Source organism: Gryllotalpicola reticulitermitis, assembly GCF_042651345.1.
Taxonomy (GTDB): Bacteria; Actinomycetota; Actinomycetes; order Actinomycetales; family Microbacteriaceae; genus Gryllotalpicola; species Gryllotalpicola reticulitermitis.
In genome coordinates this window covers 612414-638473 of record NZ_JBHSCN010000005.1, presented here as the reverse complement: position 1 = coordinate 638473, position 26060 = coordinate 612414, and the positions used below count along the sequence as shown (strand labels likewise).

General features: G+C 69.6%; 21 protein-coding genes. 12 read left to right on the top strand and 9 right to left on the bottom strand.

Features of this window, described 5'->3' with window-relative positions; translation table 11 throughout:
• Positions 1–248: 248 nt before the first annotated feature.
• Positions 249–2252, top strand: coding sequence for a DEAD/DEAH box helicase (locus ACFOYW_RS10095; RefSeq protein ID WP_390228803.1), 2004 nt, complete (start codon positions 249–251; stop codon positions 2250–2252).
• A gap of 43 nt (positions 2253–2295) precedes the next feature.
• Positions 2296–4815: a beta-glucosidase family protein gene (locus ACFOYW_RS10090; protein ID WP_390228802.1), complete on the top strand. Its 2520-nt coding sequence runs from the start codon at positions 2296–2298 to the stop codon at positions 4813–4815.
• A gap of 30 nt (positions 4816–4845) precedes the next feature.
• On the opposite strand, the gene ACFOYW_RS10085 is transcribed toward ACFOYW_RS10090, so the two are convergent.
• From ACFOYW_RS10085 to ACFOYW_RS10065, 5 genes are all read right to left on the bottom strand, one after another.
• The gene (locus ACFOYW_RS10085; RefSeq protein WP_390228801.1) at positions 4846–5322 is read right to left on the bottom strand and encodes a MarR family winged helix-turn-helix transcriptional regulator; all 477 of its coding nucleotides are present in this window, start codon (positions 5320–5322) and stop codon (positions 4846–4848) included.
• Positions 5323–5333: 11 nt separating this feature from the next.
• Positions 5334–7106, bottom strand: coding sequence for an MFS transporter (locus ACFOYW_RS10080; protein ID WP_390228800.1), 1773 nt, complete (start codon positions 7104–7106; stop codon positions 5334–5336).
• A gap of 171 nt (positions 7107–7277) precedes the next feature.
• Positions 7278–7877, bottom strand: a complete 600-nt coding sequence (locus ACFOYW_RS10075) for a copper resistance CopC family protein (protein ID WP_390228799.1) — start codon at positions 7875–7877, stop codon at positions 7278–7280.
• Positions 7877–8599: a YcnI family copper-binding membrane protein gene (locus ACFOYW_RS10070; RefSeq protein ID WP_390228798.1), complete on the bottom strand. Its 723-nt coding sequence runs from the start codon at positions 8597–8599 to the stop codon at positions 7877–7879. Before ACFOYW_RS10070 ends, ACFOYW_RS10075 begins: the two co-directional genes overlap by 1 nt.
• A gap of 58 nt (positions 8600–8657) precedes the next feature.
• Positions 8658–9260, bottom strand: coding sequence for a hypothetical protein (locus ACFOYW_RS10065; protein WP_390228797.1), 603 nt, complete (start codon positions 9258–9260; stop codon positions 8658–8660).
• Between the two features lie 122 nt (positions 9261–9382).
• Here ACFOYW_RS10065 and ACFOYW_RS10060 point away from each other — a divergent pair, with 122 nt between their 5' ends.
• The 5 genes from ACFOYW_RS10060 to recQ are packed head-to-tail and all read left to right on the top strand — an operon-like array spanning position 9383 to position 15795.
• Positions 9383–9826: a peptidase inhibitor family I36 protein gene (locus tag ACFOYW_RS10060; RefSeq protein WP_390228796.1), complete on the top strand. Its 444-nt coding sequence runs from the start codon at positions 9383–9385 to the stop codon at positions 9824–9826.
• A complete protein-coding gene (locus tag ACFOYW_RS10055) occupies positions 9823–10737 on the top strand; it encodes a hypothetical protein (RefSeq protein ID WP_390228795.1) in 915 nt (304 codons plus the stop codon). Before ACFOYW_RS10060 ends, ACFOYW_RS10055 begins: the two co-directional genes overlap by 4 nt.
• 17 nt (positions 10738–10754) lie before the next feature.
• The gene (locus ACFOYW_RS10050) at positions 10755–11942 is read left to right on the top strand and encodes a peptidoglycan-binding protein (RefSeq protein WP_390228794.1); all 1188 of its coding nucleotides are present in this window, start codon (positions 10755–10757) and stop codon (positions 11940–11942) included.
• A 2-nt stretch (positions 11943–11944) separates the two neighbouring features.
• Complete coding sequence (locus ACFOYW_RS10045; protein WP_390228793.1) at positions 11945–13855, top strand: ABC transporter ATP-binding protein/permease; 1911 nt, start codon at positions 11945–11947, stop codon at positions 13853–13855.
• Positions 13795–15795: a DNA helicase RecQ gene (gene recQ, locus ACFOYW_RS10040; RefSeq protein ID WP_390228792.1), complete on the top strand. Its 2001-nt coding sequence runs from the start codon at positions 13795–13797 to the stop codon at positions 15793–15795. The genes ACFOYW_RS10045 and recQ overlap by 61 nt, the downstream gene beginning before the upstream one ends.
• 18 nt (positions 15796–15813) lie before the next feature.
• On the opposite strand, the gene ACFOYW_RS10035 is transcribed toward recQ, so the two are convergent.
• Complete coding sequence (locus ACFOYW_RS10035; protein WP_390228791.1) at positions 15814–16911, bottom strand: acyltransferase family protein; 1098 nt, start codon at positions 16909–16911, stop codon at positions 15814–15816.
• A gap of 135 nt (positions 16912–17046) precedes the next feature.
• On the opposite strand from ACFOYW_RS10035, the gene ACFOYW_RS10030 reads away from it, so the two are divergent.
• Complete coding sequence (locus ACFOYW_RS10030; RefSeq protein ID WP_390228790.1) at positions 17047–18057, top strand: glycosyltransferase family 2 protein; 1011 nt, start codon at positions 17047–17049, stop codon at positions 18055–18057.
• On the opposite strand, the gene ACFOYW_RS10025 is transcribed toward ACFOYW_RS10030, so the two are convergent.
• Positions 18042–18950 carry an SDR family oxidoreductase gene (locus tag ACFOYW_RS10025; protein ID WP_390228789.1) on the bottom strand — a complete coding sequence of 303 codons (909 nt, stop codon included), beginning with the start codon at positions 18948–18950 and terminating at the stop codon, positions 18042–18044. The genes ACFOYW_RS10030 and ACFOYW_RS10025 overlap by 16 nt on opposite strands.
• A 75-nt stretch (positions 18951–19025) precedes the next feature.
• Here ACFOYW_RS10025 and ACFOYW_RS10020 point away from each other — a divergent pair, with 75 nt between their 5' ends.
• Positions 19026–19589, top strand: coding sequence for a TetR/AcrR family transcriptional regulator (locus tag ACFOYW_RS10020; RefSeq protein ID WP_390228788.1), 564 nt, complete (start codon positions 19026–19028; stop codon positions 19587–19589).
• Between the two features lie 161 nt (positions 19590–19750).
• A complete protein-coding gene (locus ACFOYW_RS10015) occupies positions 19751–21844 on the top strand; it encodes an acyl-CoA dehydrogenase family protein (RefSeq protein ID WP_390228787.1) in 2094 nt (697 codons plus the stop codon).
• A 9-nt stretch (positions 21845–21853) separates the two neighbouring features.
• Here ACFOYW_RS10015 and ACFOYW_RS10010 read toward each other — a convergent pair whose 3' ends face one another.
• Together ACFOYW_RS10010 and ACFOYW_RS10005 are read right to left on the bottom strand one after the other, a co-directional pair.
• Positions 21854–22477 carry an N-acetyltransferase gene (locus ACFOYW_RS10010; protein ID WP_390228786.1) on the bottom strand — a complete coding sequence of 208 codons (624 nt, stop codon included), beginning with the start codon at positions 22475–22477 and terminating at the stop codon, positions 21854–21856.
• On the bottom strand, positions 22477–23976 hold the full coding sequence (locus ACFOYW_RS10005; protein WP_390228785.1) for a sugar transferase: 1500 nt from the start codon (positions 23974–23976) through the stop codon (positions 22477–22479). Before ACFOYW_RS10005 ends, ACFOYW_RS10010 begins: the two co-directional genes overlap by 1 nt.
• Positions 23977–24187: 211 nt before the next feature.
• Between ACFOYW_RS10005 and ACFOYW_RS10000 the strand changes: the two genes are divergently transcribed.
• Positions 24188–25291: a glycosyltransferase gene (locus tag ACFOYW_RS10000; RefSeq protein WP_390228784.1), complete on the top strand. Its 1104-nt coding sequence runs from the start codon at positions 24188–24190 to the stop codon at positions 25289–25291.
• On the top strand, positions 25288–26037 hold the full coding sequence (locus ACFOYW_RS09995; RefSeq protein ID WP_390228783.1) for a hypothetical protein: 750 nt from the start codon (positions 25288–25290) through the stop codon (positions 26035–26037). The genes ACFOYW_RS10000 and ACFOYW_RS09995 overlap by 4 nt, the downstream gene beginning before the upstream one ends.
• Positions 26038–26060: the final 23 nt, after the last annotated feature.

The following is a 26060-nucleotide window of genomic DNA, read 5'->3' as shown; positions in this document are numbered from 1 at the left end:
CATAACCAGATCGCCTGTGACAGAAGTACCGCCCGTTGAGGGCACACTCTGCACCCCGATCCGGCGGTACCGGGTCCGTTCTCAGGCGATTGGCCTTAGCCTGATGAGGTCGGCTTTCTGATGTGCCCAGTGTGGGCAACCCAAAGTATGTATGTCAGAGGTGCCGGTAGGAGCGATCTGAGCTCCCGGACCTCGTCGATGAGCGGGTTCTGACTCATACCCATTTCCCAGAAAGCAACGGCTTCTCCATGCCTAAGAACGAGAAGCGCGGCGGCAGCCGCGCACCCAGGAACTTCGACCCGAGCGCGTCCTATGCGCGCAAGAAGCCCGGTTCGCGCAGCCCGGGCCATCGCGGCTACCGGCCCGTGGAAGAGGGCGCCGCACCTGAGAAGAAGTCCCGCTGGTCCTCTGAGACCCGCGCCGCACGGGGTCACTCGGCGGACCGTCGCGAGGGCGACCGGCCCCAGCGCTTCGAGCGACTCGATCGCTTCGAGCGTGAGCGCGACCACGACCACGAGCGCGGCGGGCGTCGCTTCGAGCGATCGAACCGGCCCGAGCGCCGTGACCGCGACGATCGTCCGGCCCGCAGCTTCGATCGCGATTCCCGCGCGCCGCGGCGGTTCGATCGTGACGACCGTGCGCCGCGTCGTTTCGATCGCGACGACCGCGCGCCGCGGCGCGTTGACCGTGACGACCGTGCGCCGCGTCGTTTCGATCGCGATGAGCGTGCGCCGCGGCGGTTTGATCGTGACGACCGGGCCCCGCGTCGGTTCGACCGGGATGAGCGTGCACCGCGTCGCGTTGAGCGCGACGAGCGTGCGCCGCGTCCTTTCGACCGGGATGACCGCGCGCCGCGTCGCGTTGAGCGCGACGAGCATGCCCCGCGTCGTTTCGATCGTGATGAGCGTGCGCCGCGTCGTTTCGACCGTGACGAGCGCCCCGCTCGCCCCGCGCGCACGAGCGACTTCTACGGCGACGCGGACAAGAAGCATCCCGCCTTCACCCCGCAGGACGACGTCGTGCTCGACCGCCTTCAGGCGCAGGCGACGCAGGCGACCGACGTCGAAGGCGTGAGCTTCGCGGACCTCGGGCTCGGCGCCGGCATCGTGCGTGCGCTCGACGGCATGGGTGCCGCGCATCCGTTCGCCATTCAGGCTGCGACCATTCCCGATGTGATCGCGGGTCGCGACGTGCTCGGCCGCGGCCGCACCGGCTCCGGCAAGACCATCGCGTTCGGTGCGCCGGTCGCCGAGGCGCTGCTGCGCTCGGGCTCGGCCGAGATCGCGTCCGGCAAGCGCAGCAAGCGCCAGCAGGGCCGTGCCCCGCGTGGGCTGATCCTCGCGCCGACCCGCGAGCTCGCGCTGCAGATCGACCGGACCGTGCAGCCCATCGCGCGCTCCGTCGGCCTCTTCACCACGCAGATCTACGGCGGTGTGCCGCAGCGCGCCCAGGTCGTCGCGCTCGAGCGCGGCGTCGACATCGTGATCGGAACGCCGGGCCGGATCCTCGATCTCATCGAGCAGGGGCGTCTCGACCTCTCCGAGGTGAGCATCACCGTGCTCGACGAGGCCGACCACATGTGCGACCTCGGCTTCCTCGAGCCCGTGCAGCGGATTCTGCGCCTCACGGCCCCCGGCGGGCAGAAGCTGCTGTTCTCGGCGACCCTGGACACGGGTGTCGCCGCGCTCGTCGACGAGTTCCTCGTCGACCCGGCGGTGCACGAAGTGGCGGGCGAGGACCAGGCATCCGGCACCATCGACCACCGCGTTCTCGTCATCGACCAGCACGAGAAGCTCGACGTCATTCGCGAGCTCACCGACCGCGACGGGAAGACGCTCGTCTTCACGCGCACGCGCAGCTACGCCGAGGATGTCGCGCAGAGCCTCGAAGACGCGGGCGTGCCCGCCGTCGCGCTGCACGGCGACCTCAACCAGGCGAAGCGCACGCGCAACCTCGAGAAGCTGTCGAACGGGCGCGTGAACGTGCTCGTGGCGACGGATGTCGCGGCCCGCGGCATCCACATCGACGACATCGATCTCGTGATCCAGGCGGACGCGCCCGACGAGTACAAGACCTATCTGCACCGCTCCGGCCGCACGGGCCGCGCCGGCAAGGTCGGCACCGTCGTGACGCTCACCTCGCGCGGCCGCACGCGCCGTATCGAGGGCCTGCTCGAGCGCGCGGAGATCACCGCGGACTGGTCGCAGGTGCACCCCGGCGACAGGCTGCTGACCGAGCTCACCGGCAACTAGCAGCACCCCCGTCGGCCCGCGGGGGCCGGATAGTGTGGCCGGTATGGCGTCGCTTGAACAGAAGATTCGTCTGCTTACCGGTGCGACGTCGTTCACGACGCACTCCGACGACGAGCTCGGCGTTGCATCGATCGCGCTCTCCGACGGCCCGATCGGGATCCGCGGCATCGCCGAGCCCGCGCCCGTCGCGGTCCAGCTGCCGAATCCGTCCGCCGTCGCCGCCGCGTGGGATCCGGGTCTTGCGGCGCGCCTCGGAACCCTGCTCGGCACCGAGGCGCGTCGGCTCGGCATCGACGTCGTGCTCGCACCCGTCGTGAACCTGCAGCGCACCCCCGTCGGCGGCCGCCACTTCGAGAGCTTCAGCGAAGACCCCGTGCTCACGACCGAGACGATGGTCGCGTTCGTGCGCGCCGTGCAGGCCGAGGGCGTCGCCGTGTGCGTCAAGCACTTCGTCGGCAACGAGTCGGAGACCGAGCGCACCGAGTACATCGCTCAGATCCCCGAGCAGGCGCTGCGCGAGGCGTACCTCGCGCCGTTCGAGGCGGCCGTGAAGCGCGCCCAGGTCTGGTCGATCATGGCCGCGTACAACCGGGTCGACGCCGGCGGCGAGCTCGCGCACGCGACCGAGCACGGATTCTTGTTGAACGGGGTCCTCAAGGGCGAGTGGGGCTTCGACGGAGTCGTCGTCTCCGACTGGCTGGCCACGCAGACGACCGCTCCCGCCGCCCTCGGCGGGCTCGATCTCGTCATGCCCGGGCCCGGCGGTCCGTGGGAGCAGCACCTTGTCGACGCCGTTCGCGACGGTTTCGTTCCCGAGGTCGTCATCGACGACAAAGTGGAGCGCCTGCGACGCCTTGCCGACCGCGTTGCGGGTGAGCCGGTCGAGCCGGTCGAGCTGATCGACCCGGCTGACGTGTCAGAGGATGCTGTCGAGCAACCTGTCGTGACCCGGGCACAGGCGGCGGCGGAACCGAACCCCGACGGCGTGCGCGCGCTGCTGCGTGAGGCCGTGGCACGGGCATCCGTCGTCTTGCGCAATGACGGCGATCTGCTGCCGCTCGACACGGCAGGCATCACCCGCATCGCGCTCATCGGCCCGAACGCCGTCGACCCGTTCGTGCAGGGCGGCGGCAGCGCGTTCGTCACGGCCGAGTACCTCGTGTCGCCCGAGCAGGGCCTGCGCGAGGCGTTCCCCGACGCCGAGCTGACGATGCACCGCGGGGCGTCAGCGCGACGCTTCGCGCGCCTCATCGACCCGGCGCGCGTCACGACTTCCGCCGGCGAGGCGGGCTACGAGCTCGCGCTCACCGACGCCGACGGCGCCGCGGTGGGCGACCCGGTGGTCGTCCCCGCGGAGGAGGGCTGGAACCGCGGCATCGCGGACGGGGCCACCGAGGCGTTCGTCACTGCGCGGATCCGGCTCGACGGCCCCGGTGAACACCGCGTCGAGGTGGGACTGTCGGGGCGGCATCGCGCGTGGTTCGACGGCGAGCTCGTGAGCGAATCGGATGCCTTCGCCGACCAGAACGTGATCCTCGACTCCTCGGCCAACCATCCGGAGGGCCCGAGCCGCACGTTCCTGGTCGACGCGTCGTCGCTCGCGGAGGGCACAGAACGCGTCGTCGAGATCCGGGTCGAGTGCCAGGTCGTCGACGCGGCCGCGTACGGCCGCTTCGTCAGGTTCGAGCTGCGGCACGAGGTCGCGGAGCCCGGCGACGACCCTGACACGCAACTCGACGAGGCGGTGGCCGCGGCGCGCGAGGCCGACGTCGCGATCGTCGTGATCGGCACGAACGAAGAGGTCGAGTCGGAGGGGTGGGACCGGCGCAGCCTCGCGCTGCCCGGCAGGCAGGACGAACTCGTCACCCGCGTCGCCGACGCGAACCCGAACACCGTCGTCGTGGTCAATGCGGGCGCGCCCGTCATTCTGCCCTGGCTCGACGACGTCGCCGCCGTGCTGTGGTGGTGGCTGCCCGGCCAGGAGGCAGGGCATGGTCTCGCCGACGCTCTCACGGGTGTGACGGAGCCGAGCGGCCGCCTGCCGTGGACGCTGCCCGCGACCGAGGCCGACGTGCCGGTTCCCAACGCGATCCCCGTCGATGGCGTCGTGGCCTACACGGAGGGCGTTCACATCGGGTACCGCGGCTGGCAGCGGCTCGGCCGAACCCCGGCGCGCGCATTCGGCTTCGGACTCGGGTACGGCGCGTGGCGCCTCGGCGAGCCGATCGCCGCCGAGGAGTGGACCGCGGACGACACACTGCCCGTGAGCATTGCGCTCGTCAACGAGTCGGAGCGCGACGCACGGGGCGTCGTGCAGTTCTACCTGTCCGGTCCCCTCGACCCGGACGGCGCCTGGGACAGGCCCGCGCGGTGGCTCGTCGCCTATGCCAGCGCGGAGGTGCGCGCCGGGCGGATCGCGGCGGTGAGCGTGCGGATTCCCCGCCGTGCGTTCGAGGTGTGGGACGTCTCGACCGGCGGCTGGACACTACCCGGCGGCGAGTACACGATTCGCGCGGCGCTCGACGCGCGTGATGCGGGGCAGACCGTCACGGTCACGCTGTAGGCGCAGCCGCCCGGGCCGGCCGCCCCGGCCTCAGGCGGCGGGAACCGCCGGCTTCGCCTGCGCCACCTGCTCGAGGCCGTCGATCGCGGCGGCGACCGCGTCCTGCTGCTCCTGCGGCAGACCCCCGAGGAACGCGGCGAGGCGCTCGGCGCGCTCGAAGCGCGCTCGGCGCATCACGTCGATGCCGGCGTCGGTGGGCGCGATGAAGAACGCGCGGCCGTCGGTCGGGTCGGGCCGCCGGGTGACGAGGCCGCGGGCCTCGAGGTCGGCGACGATCCGCGTCATGGTCGGCGCGGCGACGGCTTCCATGCGGGCGAGGTCGCCCGGACGGATCTCACCCACCCGAACCACACTGCCGAGCGCCGAGACCAGCCCGTGGCTGATGCCGTCGCGAGTCGGGCGGATGCGTCGATTGATCCGCCCGATCGCGACCGCGAGTCGGGTTGCGATGTCGTGGTCGTCGGGCATCGGCAGGGTGGTGGTAGTGGTCTGATCCGTCCGGGTCATGGTCGCCTAGCTTAGGAGGCTGCCTGCTCGACCGGGGTTTCAGTTTCGTGGGCGACGATCTCGGGCTCCACGACGTGCATGTCGTGGACGTAGTGCTTACCGCGGACGAGCGATGCGATCGCGGCGATCACCGACATCGCGGCGGCCGCGATGAACACGACGACCAGGCCGTCGTGGAAGGCGCCCGAGATGAGGTGCGGGAAGAACTCGTTGCCGGTCAGCGTCTTCTGCGCGGCAGCGGGGAGCGACGACAGCACGTTCGCACCGCCCTTGCCGAGGATCGTCTCCATCGGGTTGTAGCCGAGGAACGCGGCGAACACGCTCGACACCGGCGGGAGGTGCGAGATGCTCGTGGCGGCCGCAGCCGGAACGCTGTTGGCGGTCAGACCCGAGAACAGCGCCTTCGGCAGCGAGCCCGACAGACCGGCGATGAGCAGGGAGAAGAAGATGCCCATCGAGAGGCTCGTGCCGGAGTTCTGAACGGTGCCGGCCATGCCCGAGGCGGCGCCACGCATGTTGGCGGGCACCGAGTTCATGATGGCGGCGCGGTTCGGGGCCGCGAACATGCCGGAGCCGATGCCGTTGAAGAACGTCAGCAGCGCGAACTGCCAGTAGACGAAGTCGATCGGCAGCACGATGAGCAGCACGAACGTCGCTGCGACCACGAGCAGACCGGTGGTGGCGAACAGGCGCGGGCCGACGCGGTCGGAGATCGTTCCGGAGATGGGGCCGGAGATGAGGAATCCGATCGTGATGGGCAGCATCGCGAAGCCGGCCATCAGCGGGGTGTTCGCGAACGCGACACCGTGCAGCGGCAGCCAGATGCCCTGGAGCCAGATGATCAGCATGAACTGCATGCCGCCGCGGCCGATGGACGACAGCAGACCGGCGAGCATGGCCATCGCGAACGAGCGCACCCGGAACAGGCGCATCTCGAACATGGGCGAACGCTGGCGGAGTTCGACGAAGACGAAGATCACGAGGACGGCGGCGCCGCCGATCAGGCCGGTGAGGACCCAGGGGTTGCCCCAGCCCTCGTTCGACGAGCCGTAGGGCTGGATGCCGTAGGTGATGCCGGTGAGGAGCGACGCGAGGCCGATGGCGAAGAGGGCGTTGCCCCACCAGTCCATCTTGCCGGTCGAGCGGGTGCCGACCTCGTGCAGGGAGAGGTACGACCAGATGGTGCCGACGATCCCGACCGGGACGGAGACGAGGAAGACCCACTCGACGTCGAGCGAGCCGACGTGCCAGCTGAGGTTCGCGAGCAGACCGCCGACGAGCAGCCCGATGAAGGAACCGGCGATGGCGGCGACCTGGTTGATGCCGAGCGCCATGCCGCGGCGGTTGGCCGGGAACGCGTCGGTGATGATGGCGGTCGAGTTGCTGAAGAGCATGGCGCCGCCGATGCCCTGTACGAAGCGCCAGACGATCAGCCACATCGCGCCGTGCGAACCCTGCAGCGGGTTGAACGCCAGCGCGAGCGAGCCGATCGTGAAGACGACGAAGCCGAGGTTGTAGATGCGCACTCGGCCGAACATGTCGCCGAGCTTGCCGAAGGTCACGACCAGCACGGCGGTGACGAGCATGTAGCCCATCAGGATCCACAGCAGGTAGCTGACGTTGGCGGGCTGCAGCGGGTTGATGTTGATGCCCTTGAAGATCGCGGGCAGAGAGATGATGACGATCGATGAGTTGATGACCGCCATGAGGATGCCGAGCGTGGTGTTGCTCAAGGCGACCCACTTGTAACGCGGGTGATCTTTGCTGAACAGGGTGTTGGACACGAAGGCTCTCTGGACTAGACGATGTGCGCGGCGAAAGTAGTTGCGGTTTGCTAACTAACTATAGCTCGGCTATGCGCCGGATTATTCCGACGATTCGGTGAACAGCCGGAGCCCGGGCCGCTGTCGCGACTCCGGGCTCCGGTGGGCGCCACTCCTGTTCTTGCGCGGGTTCTACTCGGTCGGCGCCGCCTTCCGGCCCGAGCGGATCACGACGATGACCACCGCGACGATCGCGAGCAGCACGAGACCACCCGCCGTCGCGATGATGCCGATCACGAGCGGACTGGCGGTCGTGCCCTTGCTCACCGTCGCCGTGCCCTCGGCGGCCGGCGCGCTGATCGTCGTTCCGCACTTCTTCAGCGGGCCCGTCGCGCCCTGACCCGCGGCCGGCCCCTTGTAGTTGAACTCGATCGAGTTGCTCACCGGGTGCCCGTCGGCCGACACGATCTGCCAGGTGACGCGGTACGTGCCCGCGGCGCCCAGGGCCACGGGCACCGAGACGTCACGACCCTGCACGGTCGCGCAACCCGTCTCGTAGTGCTTGCTCGAGGCATCCGTCACCTGCACGAGCGCGCCATGCCCACCATCGTCGAGCACGATGTCGTCGAAGATGAGTGTCACCTGCGGCAGGCTCGTCGTCACCGTCGTACCGGCCGTCGGGGTGCTCGAGACGAGATAGTCGTGCGCGCTCGCCGCGGTGGCAGGCAGGACCGCGAGCGCGGCGGCGGCCAGCGCGGCGCCGAGCGCGGCGAGGATCTTCGTGCGGGGCATCAGGCGCCCCTTCGCCGCGACAGCGCGAGCAGGGCGACGATGAGGCCCGCCACACCGATCACGAGGCCCGCACCGCCGACGCTCAGCGCGGCGACGGTGAGCCCCGACGAGCTCGACGATGACGCCGAGGCGGGTGCCGGGGCTGCCGAGATGGACGTCGCGAGGGACGGGTCGCCCGCGGGCGGTGCGTTCTCGATATAGAGGGTCGGGGCCGGGTTCTGGGGCTCGGTGCCGCTGGCCGGCGTCGGCTCGTTCCACTTGACGACCGAGCCGTCCGAGTAGCGCTGCGTCGCCGGCAGCATCACCTGGCCGGTCTTCGGCACGATGCCGAGCGACAGCGTGAACACACCGAACTGGCCCGGTGCGATGCCGCTCCCGGTCGCGGTGAACGTGACGGCCGTCGGCGCCTCGGTCACCTTCGTGCCGTCGATCGTGACGGGCTTCGCGAGGGTCGAGGTGGTGACCTTCGCCGTCCAGCCGGGCACCGCCTCGTAGCTCACCGAGGTGAAGGGGGTGTCGGTCGGCAGCTGGATCGTGAGGCCGACGGTGCTCGCCGTGGCCGACTCGGTCGGCACGCGGAAGCTGATGTAGCTATAGCCGCCCGGCACGGCCGTGTCAGGCGAGATGCGCACGTGGGCGCTGGCCGCGAGCGGCACGGCGAGGGCGAGTGCGGTGCCGGTGGCGAGTGCCACGGCGGCGCGCAGGGGTATGCGTTTGTTCATGAGTCCTGTCTCAAAGGTCGGTGATATGCCGCGGCAGGCATATCACCGCCCGCCGGGCTCAGAAGCTGTAGCCGATCGCCTTAGGTGGCCCGCGTCGGCGGATGGCGCGTGACAGGATTCGCTGCAGCCCGAACGGCGAGGCGAACGCGGGAGCGGCGAGCCGCAGCGGCGGGAACGCCCGCACCTGAGCGAGGCGCAGGGCGCGGATGATGAAGCGGGAGGCGAGTTCGAGCATCCGCCGCAGCACGCGCTCACCGAAGCAGATCGCGCCGATCGTGAGCAGGCCGGCGATGGCGTGACCCGCCCACATCGCTGAGGCCGCATAGCTGACGGATGCCGCGCCGCCCGTTACGTCGATGCGCATGCCCGGCATGCCGGCCATGTCGCCGCCGCCGCTGAACCGCACGCTGCTCGGCTGGCCCAGACCGAAGAGGGCGTGGAACGCGAACTGGTTGAGCGCGACGATGACGACGGTGCGCCAGAGCCGCAGACGCCGGCCGGCGATCAGCACGCTCGCCGGGGACGCGAGGAGGAAGCTCGCCAGCATGGCGAGCGGCGTCGGCGCCACGCCACCGGCCGCGATGTGGAACCACGCGGCGACGAACACGGCGAGGGCCGCCGCGGCGATGCCGCGAAGAGCCCGCTGCTGCCGCTCAGTCACCAGGCAAGTGTACTGAGACCGGCGGCGGCACTTGGGGCGGAGTCGAAAAGGGGTCGAGCAACATGGATATAACCACTATGGTCGAAGGCAATGTCATCCAAAACGACTCAAAGGAGCCTCTTGTGAAGCGATCATCTCGTTCTCTGCTCGGCGCCGCGACGGCGCTCGCCATCGTTGTCGGCGGCGTCCTCGCCGCGGCGCCTGCCAACGCCGCTGCCCCGTCCAGTTGCACGTCGGGACGCGCGTGCTTGTGGGACAACGCGAATTACAAGACTGCGAACAGCACGGGAAATCTCCTGTGGTTCGTGCAATACGTCGATGACGCCAGGAGGTACACGTACTCCAACACCAAGATCAGCGCCCACGACAGTGCGAACTCGGCCTTCAACAACGGCAGGACCGACGCAGCGTACTTCTGGGAGCATGAGCAGTACCGCGGATTGTGGTTCAAGCTGGCGAGGGGCCAGGGCGACAGCGACTTCGGGAACGGCGTACCGGGTCGCGCGGACGGCTACTTCAATAACCGCGTGGACTCGGCGGCCTTTGAAAGCATCCACAGGCCGTGAAAAAGGTGCACTCGCGGTGGCGGCGTATGTTCTATGCGCCCGTCTGTGCGCTGGTATTCGGGGTGCTGCTGACCAGCTGCGCGGGTGAGGCGTCACCCCGGCTCAAGCTTCCGGCGAAGAACGTCGATCAGTGGACGATGCCGCTCAATCAATACCGCCAGTCGCTTTACGAGGATTTCGCGGAGGGCTACGCAGACAAGCTCGCCGCGAAGGCGTGTGTCGAAGAACACGGCATCGCGTGGCCAGTGCCGTACGACGACCTGTCGTTGCGGAGCCCCACTCTCAACGCAGTGGGGCAGCGCATCTTCAACCGCGAGATCGCGTCGACGTGGGGCTATCAGGTGGCCCCGATCATGCGGCCCAACCGCGGCGAGTGGCGGGCATTCGACGACGCTGTCGCGGCGATCGACGACGCGCAGTTCGAGGCGGTTGTTCGCCCGTGTCAGCGCAAGGTCGAAGAGGAGCAACTGCCGCTGTCTCAGGACGATACGAACTATGTGAACGCTCTTGCGATGGATGCCGACATCCGGTCGCGGGAGTCGGGCGACGTGAAGAAAGCAGATCGTCGGTGGCGTGAGTGCATGGCGCCGTTGGGAGTGTCGGACTTGGCGGACACTCCGGAGCGGATGCCGACGGAGTCGCAGCAGAGGGCGTGGGGCACCTTCCGGGAGAAAGACGGCGGTGCCGTGATGGACAAGCCGAGCGATGCGCAGCTCAAGGCTGCGGTCTTCGACTACGACTGTCAGGTGACATCGGGCTGGCTGAAGGCCCGGTATGACACGACGTGGGACGCGGAGGTCGAGATCCTGGCGAAGAACTCGGACGAGATCATCCGCCGCAAGGCCAAGGCGGATGCAATCGCGAAGAAGGTCGCGAAGATCATCGCCGAGAACGCCCCGAGCGCCCCGTGAGAAGGCGTAGCACGCTTGTGCTGACCGTGGTCGCGATAGCCGTCATCGCAATCGTGTTCGGGGGCGGCTGGGTCGTCGCGACGCGATTCCAATCGCCCGCGCAACGTGCGGCTGCAGCCGCACCGCCCGCGGCACCCGTGCTGACGAGCGAAGTGAAGCGCGGGGACCTGGCACAGACCGTCAACGCACAAGCGTCCGTCCGACCTGCGTCGACGGCGGGCGTGCCCCTCACCCCACCTGATGGTCTCGCCGTCGTCACCGGAACCCCGACGACGACCGGGGCGACGGTGACCGCGGCCCAGGTCGTGCTGGAGATCAACGGTCGGCCCGTGATCGCGCTGCCTGGCTCCTTCCGCTTCTACCGCGACCTCCGCGTCGGCGACAGCGGCCCCGACGTGCGCCAGCTTCAGGCCGCGCTGAGGGACGCCGGCTTCTCGGTCGCGATCGACGGCCGGTTCGGGCCGGGCACCGAGCAGGCGGTGCGCGCCCTGTACCAGCGCACCGGGTATCCGGTTCCGACGGCGGAGTCGCCCGTGGTCGAAGGCTCCGCACCAGACGCCTCTTCCGCCGAGGCCGCAGCGTCGAACTCTGCTGCCGACGCGGCCTCCGCTCTGCCCGGGACCTTCGTGCCGCAGGCCTCCGCCAACCCGAAGACCACCGCGATGGTGACCGCCGCCGAGCTGGTCGTGGCGCCAGCGCTGCCGGCGCGACTGGAATCGGCCCCCCGGGTCGGCGAGGTGATCGACGGTGACGCGAACATCGGCTTCGCGGGCGGCGACCTGATCGCCCGTGCCGATGTGGCCGAGAGCGTCATCGGGTCGATCACGACGAAGACCATCGCGTCGCTCACGCCGCCCGGCGGAACGCCGATTCCGGCCCGCGTGACACGCGTCACACCGCCCGCGCAACCCGGCGACAACGGAAGCGTGACGCTCGCGCCGGAGGCCGGTCTGCTCGACGAGAGCCTGGCCGGAAAATCCGTGCTCACGACCTTCACCGTCGCCGCGATAGCGAGCGACGCCCTCATCGTGCCGGCCTCTGCCGTGCAGAGCCACGGCGACGCACGGTTCGTGCTCAAGCGTGAGCCGAACGGAGACCTCACGGAGGTCCCCGTCACCGAAATCGGCTCGCTCGCCGGGCGAAGCGCTGTGCACCCCGACAGCCGCGGCACGCTCAGCGAGGGCGACGCCGTGCGCACCGGCTGACGATGACGCACATCCGCCTCGAGCGCATCGGCCGCGAGTTCCCCGGCACCCCGCCGCTGCGCGCCCTCGATGAGGTGTCGCTCGAGGTGCTGCAGGGCGAGTGGGTCTCCGTCGTCGGGCCATCCGGCGGCGGCAAGTCGACGCTGCTCAACATCGTCGCGCTGCTCGACGCTCCGACCGCCGGCACCTATCTGCTCGACGGCGTGGATGTCGCCGGGGTGAGCGAGCGCACCCGATCACGGCTTCGCAGCGAGCGGTTCGGCTTCGTGTTCCAGAGCTTCCACCTGCTCGACCGACGCCCCGTCATCGACAGCGTCGAGCTCGGGCTCCTCTACCGCGGACTGCCCGCCGCGGAGCGTGCGGAGCGGGCCCGGGCGGCGCTCGACGCCGTGGGGCTCGCCGACTTCGCCGACCGGCAGGCGAAGGTGCTGTCGGGCGGCCAGCGACAGCGCGTCGCCGTTGCGCGCGCCCTCGCATCAGCGTCGCCCATCGTCGTCGCCGACGAACCGACCGGCAACCTCGACAGCGCGAGCGGCGAACAGGTGCTCAACGCGCTCGACGCACTGCATCGTGCCGGCAGCACGATCATCCTCGTCACGCACTCGCCCGAGGTCGCGGCCCGAGCACCGCGCAGCATCCGGATCGCCGACGGGCGCGTCAGCAATCCTGACTCGGTCGCCACCGCGGCACCGGCGGCAGAGCAGCCGGATGAAGACGTGCGAGTCCCTTCCGCGGCGGCACCCGGACGCCCGGCGACGCTACGTCTGCGCGATCTGTTCAGCGACGCGTTCGCGTCCCTCGGATCCCGGATGCGCCGCACTGTCGCCCTCGTGTCAGCCGTCGCGATCGGCATCGGGCTGACCGTCGCGACCGTCGGCTTCTCACAATCCGCACAGTCTCAGGTGTCGCAGAACTTCGATGCGCACCTCAACCGCTACGTGACGGTCTCGTGGCCCTCCGGCGTCGATCTGACCGCGGCCGCGGCCGATACCGAAATCGCGTCACGCGTCGCCGGAATCGACGGTGTCGAGAGGGCCGGAATGCTGGTGGACCACGGCGCTCACGTTATACGGGTCTCGCCGACGAGGCCGGCGTTCAGTGCCCCGATGCTCACCGCGACGGCCGGCGTACCGCAAGCTGCCGAACTCACGGTGCGCTGGGCGCCCGGCATCCGTCATCGCATTCAACCCGGCCAGGCGCTCGTAGGCCGGTCGCTCGCCGACCAACTCCAGCTCGGCACGGTCGACAGCTCGCCGACGATCTTGATCGACGGGCGCGCCGTGGCGGTCGTCGGCGTGATCGCCGAATCCCCCCGAGTTCCAGCCCTCAGCGGGCAGGTGCTGCTGAGCCCCGGCGATGGCGAATACCTCGGTGAGCCGAGCGGCGCGAAGCTGTTGGCGCTGGTGCGGCCGGGCGCCGCGCAGGTCGTCGCGCGAGCGGCGCCCCTCGCCGCCGACCCCTTCGAGCCCGGGCGACTCGACGTCGAGGCGCCGCCGGATCCGCAGCAGCTTCGCACCGAGGTCGAGGGCAGCGTGCGCCTGGCGCTCGGAATCGTGTCGGCGGTCTCGCTGGCGGCGGCGGTGGTGAGCCTCGGCAACGCGATGAGCTCGGCGATCGCCGAGCGGCGCCCTGAGATCGGACTGCGGCGCGCACTCGGGGCGATGCCGCGGCACATCGCCGGGCTCGTGGTCGTCGAGTCGGCGATCATCGGACTCATCGGCGGCATCGGCGGGCTCGTGCTGAGCATCGCCGGGATTCTCGGCGTGACGATCGCGAACCGGTGGGTTCCGGTGCTCGACGTTCGGCTGATTCCGCTCGCGCTGATCGGTGGCGTACTGATCGGTGGGATCGGATGCGTCGCGGCGGCGGTGCGGGCGATCAGAGTGCAGCCGAGCGACGCCCTGCGAGGATGACGCGCCCGACCGCGGTGTCAGGGGCTCCCGTTACTGTGGGCGGCATGGTCGAAACGCCCCTGGAAGTCCTGCACCGCGTCTTCGGGTACAGCGACTTCCGCGGCGAACAGTCCGCGATCATCGATCAGCTCGTCGCCGGCGGCGACGCCGTCGTGCTGATGCCGACAGGTGGGGGCAAGAGCCTCACCTACCAGATCCCGTCGCTCATTCGCGAGGGGACCGGCGTGGTCATCTCGCCGCTGATCGCGCTGATGCAGGACCAGGTCGACGCGCTGAAGGCGGTCGGCGTGCGCGCGGCGTTCCTCAATTCGACGCAGTCGTCGGGCGAGCGGCACGAGGTCGAGCGCGACTTTGCCGCGGGCGAGCTCGATCTGCTCTATCTCGCGCCGGAAGGTCTGACGACGCCGCGAGTGCAAGAGCTCCTGCAGCGGGCGAAGATCGCGCTGTTCGCCGTCGACGAGGCGCACTGCGTGAGTCAGTGGGGCCACGACTTCCGGCCCGACTATCTGTGGCTGTCGAACCTCGCCGAGCTCTGGCCGGGGGTTCCCCGCATCGCCCTGACCGCGACCGCGACCGAAGCCACGCACCGTGAGCTGACCGAGCGGCTCGCCCTGGGGAACGCCAAGCATTTCGTGGCGAGCTTCGATCGCCCGAACATCCAGTACCGCATCGTTCCGAAGAACGAGGTGCGCCAGCAGCTGCTCAGCTTCATCACCGAGCAGCAGGCCGCCTCCGTCGACGCTGCGGGCGTCCCGGTGCCCGCCGCCGGAATCGTCTACGCCCTGAGTCGCGCCACGGTCGAGAAGACGGCCGAGTTCCTGCGCTCGAAGGGTGTTCCGGCGTTGCCCTATCACGCCGGGCTCGACGCATCCGTTCGCGCGCAGACGCAGTCGCGGTTTCTCCGCGAAGAGGGCATCGTGATCGTCGCGACCATCGCGTTCGGCATGGGCATCGACAAACCCGACGTGCGATTCGTCGCGCATGTCGACCTGCCGAAATCCGTCGAGGGGTACTACCAGGAGACGGGGCGCGCAGGCCGCGACGGGCTGCCGTCAGTCGCGTGGCTGGCGTACGGGCTGGCCGATGTCGTGCAGCAGCGTCAGCTGATCGACAAGTCGCCCGGCGATCGGGCGTTCAAGCAGCGCATGGGCCAGCACCTCGACGCGATGCTCGCGCTCTGCGAGACCGTGCACTGCCGTCGCGTGAACCTGCTGTCGTATTTCGGTCAGAGCTATCACTCGCATGACGCGGCCTCGCAGGACAACCTGACGTGCGGAAACTGCGACACGTGCCTTGCGCCGCCTGAGACGTTCGACGGCACGGTCGCCGCGCAGAAGCTGCTGTCGACCGTCGTCAGGCTCAAGCGCGAACGGAACCAGCAGTTCGGGGCAGGCCACCTGATCGACATCCTGATGGGAAAGCGCACGCCGCGCGTCGAGCAGTACGGCCACGACGGGCTCGCCACCTGGTCGATCGGGCAGGACTTGAACCAGGCCCAGTGGCGCGGCGTGGTGCGGCAGTTGCTCGCGACCGGACTGCTCGCCGTGAGCGCCGACGGGTACGGCACGGTCGTGCTGACGGATTCGTCGACCGCCGTGCTGCGAGGCGAACGGCGCGTCGAGCTCCGGCACGACGTCGTCGCGTCCGCCGGTCGCGCGGCGACGAGGGCCGCGCGTGTGAGCGTCGCCGACTCTGAACTGCCCGAAGAGGCGCGTGCGCTTTTCGAGGCGCTGCGCGCCTGGCGTGCTGCGACCGCACGCGAGCAGTCGGTGCCCGCGTACATCGTGTTCGGCGACGCGACGTTGCGCGCGATCGCAGCGGCCCGGCCGGCTCAGCGCGGCGACCTCGAGGGAATCACCGGCATCGGGGTGAAGAAGCTCGAGCAGTACGGCGACGCTCTGCTCGAGGTCGTTGCGCGCGGCGCGGAAGACGTCGCGTAGGGAGCGTCGCGGCGTCGGTTACGCCGCCGCCGTCTCGCGGGGCGCAGCGACGGCTGTCCTGCCGCCCGGACTGAACCTCTTTTTGAGCCGCAGGAACGGCAGCTCGATGAAACGGTACGAGAGCGCCGCGATGCCGATCGCTGCGACGTACGCCGCGATGCTGAACACGATGCGCCCGACGGGGAGGTGCGAGAACACCATCAGCTGCAGGATCAGCAGCACGGGCACGTGGTAGAGGTAGATGCCGTACGACCGCCGCCCGAGCCAGACGAAGGGCCGCAGCGAGAGAAGCGCGCTGACCGGTGAGCGATTCGCCGTCGTCACGTGCCAGACGAGTGCCGCGGAGAAAATGCCGATCGCGGGGGCCTCCCACGCGAAGTTCGGGTAGCGGCCGAAGTGGTTGGCGGCGAGCACCAGAGCGACGATCGCGAGGCTGAGGCCGGCGCCAGCCCAGGCCCGCTCCAGAAGAGGGATGCGTGCGCCGCGGTGCAGCATGACGGCCATGACGCACCCGAGCAGGAGGGTCGAGAAGCGCGAGGACGGCAGGTAGTAGGCGGTGTCGCTGATTCCGTCCGGCGACGCGAGGTAAGACAGCGCGATGAGGCTCGCGAGACTGACACCGCCGGCGACGGCGGTCCAGCCGAGGACATTGCGCCGATGCCGTAGCAGCAGGATGAGCACGGGGGGCCAGAGCAGGTAGAAGTGCTCTTCGACCGCAAGGCTCCAGGTCGCCCCGAGGTCGCCCAGCGTGCCCAGGTGGCCGAACCCGGCGGCGAAATCGGAGAGGTAGAGGCCGGAGATTGCGGCGGCCTCGCCGTAGTGTTCGAGGCTGCCCGACTCGGCGAGCACGTGGAAGAAGGGCACGCCGAGAAGGATCACCGCGATCAGAGCAGGGTAGAGCCGCAGCACGCGCCGCGAGTAGAACCGACCGAGCGAGATGGATCCGAAGCGGTCCTGCTCGGTCAGCAGCAGCGAGGTGATGAGGTAGCCGGACAGGACGAAGAAGACGTCGACGCCCATCCACCCGCCAGCGGCATAGGGGAGCGCCAGGTGGGAGGCGACGACGGCGAGGACAGCGAGTGCCCGCATGCCGTCGAGCTCGGGGCGGTAGCGCATGTGCACACTATCCGACAGAACTGAGTAAATGTCACTACTCCCCGTTTTGGGGTGCCGCTTGCTTGCCCCAGCTGAACTGAGTGACCCTCATTAGGGGCTGTCGGCGAGCGCCCCGCGCGTCCTAACCTCGCTCCTATGACCCCCTCCGTGCCGCCACAGCCGGCCGACGTCGACGTCTCTGTGATCGTCTGTACCAGGAATCGCGCGATGAGCCTCACCGACTCGATCGTCGGGGTGCTGTCCGCCCTCGACGCGCTCCGCGACGAGCGCCTCACCGGCGAACTGGTGCTCGTGGACAACGCCTCGGATGACGCGACGGCCGAGGTGGTCGGGCGCTTCGCTCGCGCAGATGCGCGAGTCCGATACGTGCTGGCGCCCGAGCCCGGTCTCGGCCGCGCGCGCAACGTCGGAGTGAGAGCTGCCCGCGGAGCGGTGCTGCTGTTCACCGACGATGACATCGTGGTGCCGCGCCGCTGGGCGGTGAAGATGTCGGAGCCGCTGCTGAGCGACGGTGCCGATGTCGTCTTCGGCGGCGTCGCGATGGCGGCCGAGCTCGAGCGGCCGTGGATGACCGACAAACTACGCACCCTCTACTACGCGCATACGCCCGAGCCTCGCGACATCCGGCCGGAGCCGATCGGCGCGAGCATGGGCGCGCGGCGCGAGGTTCCCGAACGCCTGCCGTTCGATGATGCTCTCGGCGCGCAGCCGTACCCCGGGGCGGAAGACGTGCTGTTCCGCTATCAGAGCATGGAGGCGGGCTATCGCGTCAGGGGGGTGCGCCACGTCATCGTCGAGCACCACTTCGACGCAGCCCGGCTCGAGCCGGCGCGGCTGCGCGGCATCGCCGAGGGCTACGGCCGCTGCGACGCGTACCTGCAGCATCATCACTGGCCGAATGCGGAGATCAAGCTGCAGCCGGCCAGGCTCGTACTGCACTGGCTTCGTCTGAAGTGGATCGAAGCGAGGCGCCCCGAGCCGCATAGCGAGCAGCTGATGGACGCGATCCGCAAGGTGGCGTTCCACCGCGAGATCCGGGCACTGCGCAAGGCGCCTCTGCGTTATCAGGCGCGGATGGTGCAGGCCTCGGCAGACGCGGCCTCTGTCACGAGGCCGCGCCCGGCGGTGGCTCAGCGGGTGAAGTAGAAGCCCTCGGCCAGGTCTTCGAGCAGGCCCGGGTGCGTCGGCTTCCAGTCGAGCACCTCCTGGGTCTTCGCGCTCGATGTGGCGTTGTCGACGGCCGCGAATCCGCCGATGAACCCCATCGAGGCGGATGCCTCTTCCTGCGTGAGGCTCTTCGTGGGCACGCCGGCCCCGCGGCCGATCGCCTCGGCGATCTCGCGGAACGGGATGCCCTCGTCGCCGACGGCGTGCAACGGCATTCCGCCCGGCGCCTTCTCGAGGCCGCGCACGATGAGGTGGGCGGCGTCCAGGTTGTGGACGGCGGGCCAGCGGTTGTCCCCATCGCCGACGTAGCCCGCGTACCCGTTCGCGCGGGCAACGTCGATCAGCACGGGAATGAAGCCGTGCAGGTCGGTCGGGCCGTGCACAGTCGGAGAGAAGCGCAGAGGTGCGCTGCGGATGCCGCGCTCAGTGAGATCGAGCACGTAGTTCTCGATCCCCGTGCGCGGATTCGGGGTGAGAGACGGGTCGCCGCGCATGTCTTCTGTTCCGATGCCCTCGTGGGGGCTGTAGGCGAGCATCATGGTGCCGGATGCCGGCAGGAACGGCTTCCCGCTGCCGTCCAGGGCGTCGGCGATGGCCTCGATGACGGCGCGCTCGGCGGCGACCGATTCGGCGAAGTTCGCGAAGTCGTGGATGAACGCCAGGTGCACTACCCCGTCGGCGGCTGCCGCGGCCTCAGCGATGCGCTCGGGGTCGGCGAGCGACGCGCGCACCGGCGTGCCGCCGAGCGCGGCGACCCGCTCTGCCGAGGCATCCGACCTCGCGAGGCCGAACACCTCGTGACCGTTCTCTACCAGTTCGGCGGTGACGAGCGACCCGATGTGTCCGCTCGCCCCGGTGACGAATACGCGCATGAAATCCTCCGATGTCAGGAACTGTCATCACTGTACACGCCATGTCAGATTCTGTCATCATCTAGAATCGACGGCATGGGACGCTGGGAGCCGGGTGCGCGCAACCGTCTCGCCATCGCGGCGCTCGAGCTGTTCATCGAGCGCGGCTACGAGGCGACGACGGTGGCGGACATCGCCGCGCGCGCGGGCCTCACCGAGCGCACCTTCTATCGACAGTTCGCCGACAAGCGCGAGGTGCTGTTCGGCGACCCGGAAAGCTATCGCGCCACCTTCACCGACGCCATCACCGCCGCCCCGCCGGAGGCGACGCCCATGCAAGCACTCGCCGCGGCGCTGACCGCCGCCGGCGGTTACTTCGTCGGGCGGCACCCGTACGCACGACAGCGCAATACGGTGATCGCCGCCAACCCCGCGCTGCAGGAGCGCGAGCTCGTCAAACGACTGCATCTGACCGAGGCGGTCGCCGACGCGCTGCGGTCCCGCGGCGCGCACGACGCGACGGCTCAGCTCACCGCAGAGCTCGGCACCGTGGCCTTCCACCAGGCGTTCGCCCGGTGGGTGGCGCGGGACGAGGATTCGGATCTGGGCGCGCTAGCGCTCGCGGTGCTCGATGAACTGCGCGCCGCCGCCGCGGCTTGAACGTTCCCCACAACCATCGGCGGCCACGGCCCCCGAGATTGTTGTAGACCGGCCACCGATCCCATGCGGGCGCTGCGACGCCGGACGTAGCGTCGAAGCAACTTCTCGATGCGCGCCGCTGTGCGCGTCGACGTCTGCAAGTGCTGGAAGTAGGTACGTCAATGGTCGACACAGCCCCCCGAACCGAAGAGCGGATTCTCCCGCGCGACACCCCGGTTCAGGCATCCGCCTCAGCGCAGGACGCCGCGAAGCTCGACGTCGCGCTCGTCGAGCGGATGCTGCGGGGCAGCTACCCCGAGGTGCGGCTCCAGGCTCGTGAGGTCGCCAAGGACCCCCAGTTCCACAAGGTCGACGGCCTGAGCCTCGACGAACAGCGGGAGCGCACGCTCGCTCAGATGAGGGTGCAGGCCGAGCAGGGCTTCCAATTGCGCGCCTTCCCGAAGCGCCTCGGCGGCTTCGAGGAGGCCGGGAGCAACCTCGCCGCCTTCGAGGAGCTCGTCACGGCCGACCCGAGCCTGCAGATCAAGGGGGGCGTGCAGTGGGGTCTGTTCGCCGCCGCGGTGCTGCATCTCGGCACGGCCTCGCACCACGACCGATTCCTGCCGGACGCGATCAGCCTCAAGGTCCCCGGCGCATTCGCCATGACCGAGACCGGGCACGGCTCTGACGTCGCAGCGATCGGCACGACCGCGAACTACGACCCGGCGGCGGAGGAGTTCGTGATCGACACGCCGTTCCGAGCTGCCTGGAAGGACTACCTCGGCAACGCGGCGAAGCACGCGACCGCTGCGACGGTCTTCGCCCAGCTCATCACGAACGGCGTGAACCACGGAGTGCACTGCTTCTACGTGCCGATTCGCGACCCTGAGACCGGCGAGTTCCTGCCCGGCATCGGCGGCGAGGACGACGGCCACAAGGGTGGCCTCAATGGGGTCGACAACGGCCGGCTGCACTTCGACCACGTGCGAATTCCCCGCGAGAACCTGCTCAACCGCTATGGCGACGTGGCCGCAGACGGCACGTACACGAGTCCGATCGGCAGCCCGGGGCGCCGTTTCTTCACCATGCTCGGCACGCTCGTGCAGGGGCGCGTGTCGCTCGACGGCGCGAGCACCATCGCGAGTGCTCTTGGCCTGTTCATCGCCCTGACGTACGCGAGCGAGCGCCGTCAGTTCGCCACGGCGACGCCGGGCCAGGAGCACGTGCTGCTCGACTATCAGCGCCACCAGCGCCGGCTGCTGCCGCTCCTGGCACAGACCTATGCGCAGTACTTCTCTCACGACCGCGTTCTCAACGCATTCGACGACGTGTTCTCGGGTCGGGCCGACACCGACGAGAACCGGCAGAACCTCGAGACGCTCGCCGCGGCGCTCAAGCCGCTGTCCACCTGGCACGCGCTCGACACGCTTCAGGAGGCGCGCGAGGCATGCGGCGGCAGCGGATTCCTCGCCGAGAACCGCCTCGTCGGCCTGCGCGCCGACCTCGACATCTACGTGACCTTCGAGGGCGACAACAACGTGCTGCTGCAGCTTGTCGGCAAGCGTCTGCTGACCGACTACGCGAAGCAGTTCAAGGGTGCGACGACGACCGACCTCGCGCGGTTCGCGGCGGCTCAGGTCGCAGGGCGTGCGTACAACGAGGGCGGCATCCGCCGCGTCGGGCAGAATCTGCGTGACCTCGCCGGCGTCGGCTCGTCGATCGACGCGCTCAAGGACCACGAGACGCAGCGCGCTCTGTTGCAGGATCGCGTCGACACGATCGTCGCCGGGATCGGCGCCGAGCTGAACAAGGTGCGGCGCGCGACGGCCGCCGAGCAGGAGGCCGCGTTCAACGACCACCAGGACGAGCTGATTGACGCCGCGAAGGCGTGGGGCGAGCTGCAGCAGTGGCAGGCGTTCACCGACGCGCTCGACACCGTGACGGATGCCGGCACGAAGGAGGTCCTCGGCTGGCTCCACTCGCTCTTCACGTTCTCGCTCTTCGAGAAGCACCTGTCGTGGTACCTGATCCATGGCCGGATCTCGGCACGCCGCGGGCACGCCGTCACGTCGTACAGCTACCGGCTGCTGGAGCGCCTGCGCCCGCACACACTGGACCTGGTGGCGGCGTTCGGGTTCGCGCCGGAGCACGTGCGCGCCCCGATCGCGTCGGGTGCGGAAGGCATCCGTCAGGCCGAGGCGATAGCGCACTATGCGGCGTTGCGCGCCTCGGGCGAGGCGCCGATCGACGAGAAGTCGCTCAAGAAGCGCGCGTAGCGCGCCTCGTCACGGCTCGAGCCGCATGGTGCCGTCGGTGAGGCGGTAACTCTCACCGGTTGCCGGGCACTGCCACAGGTCGCCGTCGACATTGATGAGCGGCGTGCGGGTGCGGCCCACCCAGCCGATCTGACGGGCCGGATTTCCGGCCACCACCGCGTGATCGGGAACGTCTGTGGTGACGAACGCATCCGGTTCGATGATGGCCCAGCGGCCGATGACGAGCGGAGCCGCACAGACGGCTCCGGCGCCGATCACGGCGCCGGAACGCACGACGATGCCGTGCAGGATGTCGAGGTCCACGCCGCCCCCGTGCGGGGACGGCGCGCCGCCGAGGGCGAGTGCGGCGCGGTTGGCGAGCACGACGGATGGGCCGATCTGCACGCTGTCTTCGATCAGGGCCGGCTCGTGCAGCTGCGCATCGTGATCGATGACGCAGCCCTTGCCGACGAGCACCGCTCGGCCGACGTAGCTGCGCGCTCCGATGATCGTGCCCGTGCCGATGTGCGCGTGCGCGCCGATGACGGCATCTGCGCGGATCTCGCAGCCGTCGCCGAGGGTCGCACCTGAGGCGATTCGGGCCGAGTCGTGCGCTCTCGGCGGCACGGAGTGGGTGGCGTGCTGGGCCGCCATCAGTACGCGCCTTCGGCGTGCAGCACTACCTTGGCTGTCCGCCACAGGATCACGAGATCGCCGGCCAGCGACCAGTTCTCCACGTAGTAGAGATCGAGGCGGACGCTCTCGGCCCAATCGAGGTCGCTGCGGCCGTTCACCTGCCACATCCCGGTGATGCCCGGCTTGATGAACAGGCGGCGATGGACGTGCTGCTCGTACTTCTCGACCTCGCTCGGTAGTGGCGGCCGTGGCCCGACGAGGCTCATCTGGCCCGTCACGACGTTCCAGAGCTGGGGCAGCTCGTCGATCGAGTGAGCCCGCAGGAAATGTCCGACGCGCGTGATGCGGGGGTCGTCCTTGAGCTTGAACAGCACGCCGTTCCCGCTGTCCTGCGCGGCGGCGAGGCTCGCGAGGCGCGCCTCGGCGTCGGGCACCATCGAGCGGAACTTGACGATGTGGAAGCGACTGCCGTCGCGGCCGACGCGCACCTGGCGGAAGAACACCGGTCCGCCGTCGTCGAGCTTGATCGCCAGCGCCGCGGCTCCGAGGACGGGGGACAGCACGATCAGCGCGAGCCCGGCGAGGGTGATGTCGATCAGTCGCTTGAGGGCGTGCTTCCCCCCGTCGAAGCGGGGGATCGCGACGTTGATGAGGGGCAGGCCCGGCACCGGCATGAACCGCATCCGGGGTCCGGCGACGTCGACGAGGCGTGACGCCAGGACCAGGTCGGCCCCGCAGCGCTCGAGGCTCCAGCTGAGGTTGCGCACGAATTCGGGGTCGCCCGGGGGAAGCGTCGCCACGATCACGGCATCCGCCTCGGTGATGGTCGCAGCGCGGGCGACTCCGTCATAGCCGCAGAGGACGGGGACGCGCTTGTCGCCGATGCTCTCTTCGGCGTCGCCGGGGTTGTCGAGAGCGGCGCCGACCACGTTATAGGCGGGGCCGCCCATGCTGTGCATCTGGCCCAGCACGTAGTTCACGTCGGCGCGTGCGCCAACGACGATCGCGCGGCGCAGGTAGCGGGTCTCGGTGCGCGTCGAGACGAGCCAGCGGCGCCAGCCCCAGCGCGTGAGGAAGAGGCCGGCGACGCCGATGGGGAAGGCGACGAGATATTCGCGCCCGAGTTCGTTGCCGAGGATGATGTCCGTGATCCCGACGAAGCCGAAGGTCACGACGCTGCCCGAGAGCAGGTGGCGGTACTCGGCCGTGCCGATTCCGAAGAGCCGGTGATCGCGGCATCCGATCAGTCCGAGCACGAGGTACCATGCCACGCCGACTGCCGCGCAGGCCGGTCCGGCGGACAGCGATGCCGCGCCGGACCATCCGCCGTCGATGACGAGGCGGATGAAGAGAGTGGTTCCCATCGCGAGGGCGATGACCCCCGCATCGGTGATGCGGAGGCGGGTGAGGTAGTGCCGGGACAGGCGTGCCTCGGGGGAACGCCTGATCTCGACACGAGGGGGGTTGGGGAGAACCCCCGCGATGGGAAGCAGTGAAGGCTGCGCGTTAGTGGTCATGATTCCCGCTAAACTTGGGTGAGAATTGCTCGCCTTTGGACGATAACCTCAGATGAGAGATCCTCACTTACCCCAGTGTGAGGGGGTGGATCTCGGGGTCACCCCAATGCGAGGGGGATTGCCCCAAAAGATGAGTTTCAGTCACTAAAAAACGAGCAATCTTCAATAACTCGCGATACTCTCCCGGCACGACGCAGGGAAAGGTCGCCCGATGGAAATCGCACTCGCCCATGACTATCTGACGCAACGCGGGGGCGCTGAGCGCGTCGCGCTCGCGATGTCCGACGCGTTCCCCGGCGCGCCGATCTACACGACCCTCTACGAGCCGACCAGCACGTTCCCGGGATTCGCGGGCCGCGACGTGCGACCGTCCGCGCTCAACCGCCACGCGAGCCTGCGGCGGTCGCACCGCCTTGCGCTGCCGTTCCTCGCCGCCGATGTCGACCAGATCCGCATCGACGCGGACGTCGTGATCGCAAGCTCGAGCGGCTGGGCGCACGGCATGCGCACCGACGGCCGGAAGATCGTCTACTGCCACGCCCCCGCACGCTGGCTCTACCAGACGGGCCGCTACGCAGGCGGCACCGGGCTTCGAGGCGCCGGCGTTCGCGCCGCGGTGTCCGTGCTGGGCACCCGCCTGCGCGAGTGGGATCGCCGCGCTGCGAACTCCGCCGATCGCTACCTCGTCAACTCGACCGCCGTCCGCACGGCAGTGCGCGAGGCATATGGCATCGAGGCGGAGGTCGTGCCGCCGCCGCCCGCGCTCCTGCCCGGCGGGGTCGAGGAGGCCGTCGCAGGGGTGGCGCCCGGCTACCTGCTCGTCGTCGCCCGGCTGCTGCCCTACAAGAACGTCGACAAGGCCATTCGCGCCGTCCTGGCGCGCGGAGACGTGCGCCTCGTGATCGTCGGTCACGGCCCCGACCGCGCGCGGCTCGAGGGCATTGCGCGCGGCTCATCGCTCGTGACCTTCGCGGGCAGCGTCAGCGACGCGCAGCTGCGCTGGCTGTACCGCAACGCGCTCGCGCTGATTGCCGCGGCGTACGAGGACTACGGACTCGCCCCGCTCGAAGCAGCGGCATTCGGCCGCCCGTGCCTCGCGCTGCATGACGGCGGATTCCTCGACACGGTCCGCGCCGGCGAGACCGGCGTGTTCTTCGAGGAACCGGCCGCCTCCGACATCGCCGCCGCCGTCGATGAGCTGCAGCGCACCGCGTGGGACGCGGCGACCATCGTCGAGCATGCGAACTCGTTCTCGGCCGCCCGGTTCGCGGCCCGGCTCGCCGAAGCCGCCGGGGTGGGGCAGCTGGCGGTGTGAGTCGCTCCGCGATCCGCACCGTCGTCTTCGCTGTCGGCTTCGTCATCGTCTACGCGGCTGCGGTCCTGACACCGCTCGGCCAACAGCTCGATGCGGCCACGCTCGGCGCCTTCGGGTGGCTGTCGCCGGTGGGGCGGCGTGCGGCCGGCCCGCTGCGCGACCTGCTCGCCGTCGCGGCTGGCGTCGTCGCGATCGCGACCGTCGCGTGGCTGCTCATCCGGCGCCGCTCCGTCGACGCGATGCGGATCACGATCGCGGTCGCGGCGGTCGCCGGCGGCGGAGAGCTCCTCAAGCAGTTCGCGCTGGGGCGGCCGTGGTACGGAGATTTCGGGTATGCGCAGAACACGCTCCCGAGCGTGCACGCGGCGTTCGTCGCCGTCGGATTCACGGCGGCACTGAGTGCTCTGACGGATTCCTGGCGCCGCCGGTTGCTTTCCTGGGTGGCGTTCGTGGCGGCCTTTCTCGCGGCGCTCGTCGGACCCGTCTCCTACGCGCATCGCGCAGGCGACTCTCTTGCCGCCCTGCTGCTCGTCGGGGTGGCCGAGCTATTGCTGCCGGCGCGGAGCCGGGCGCCGCGCTCGAGGCATCCGTTACGGGTCATCGCTGCCGCTGCAGCCGGTCTGGCTGCCGCAGTCGGCATTGCGTTCGTCGTCGTCGCGGCTCGCACCGGCGCGGACGACGTGCTCGGGGTCGGCGTGACCCTGCTGTTCGCGGGCGCTGCCGCCTCGGTGACCCTGGCCGCGTAGCCCCGTCCCGTTCTCCAGTACGG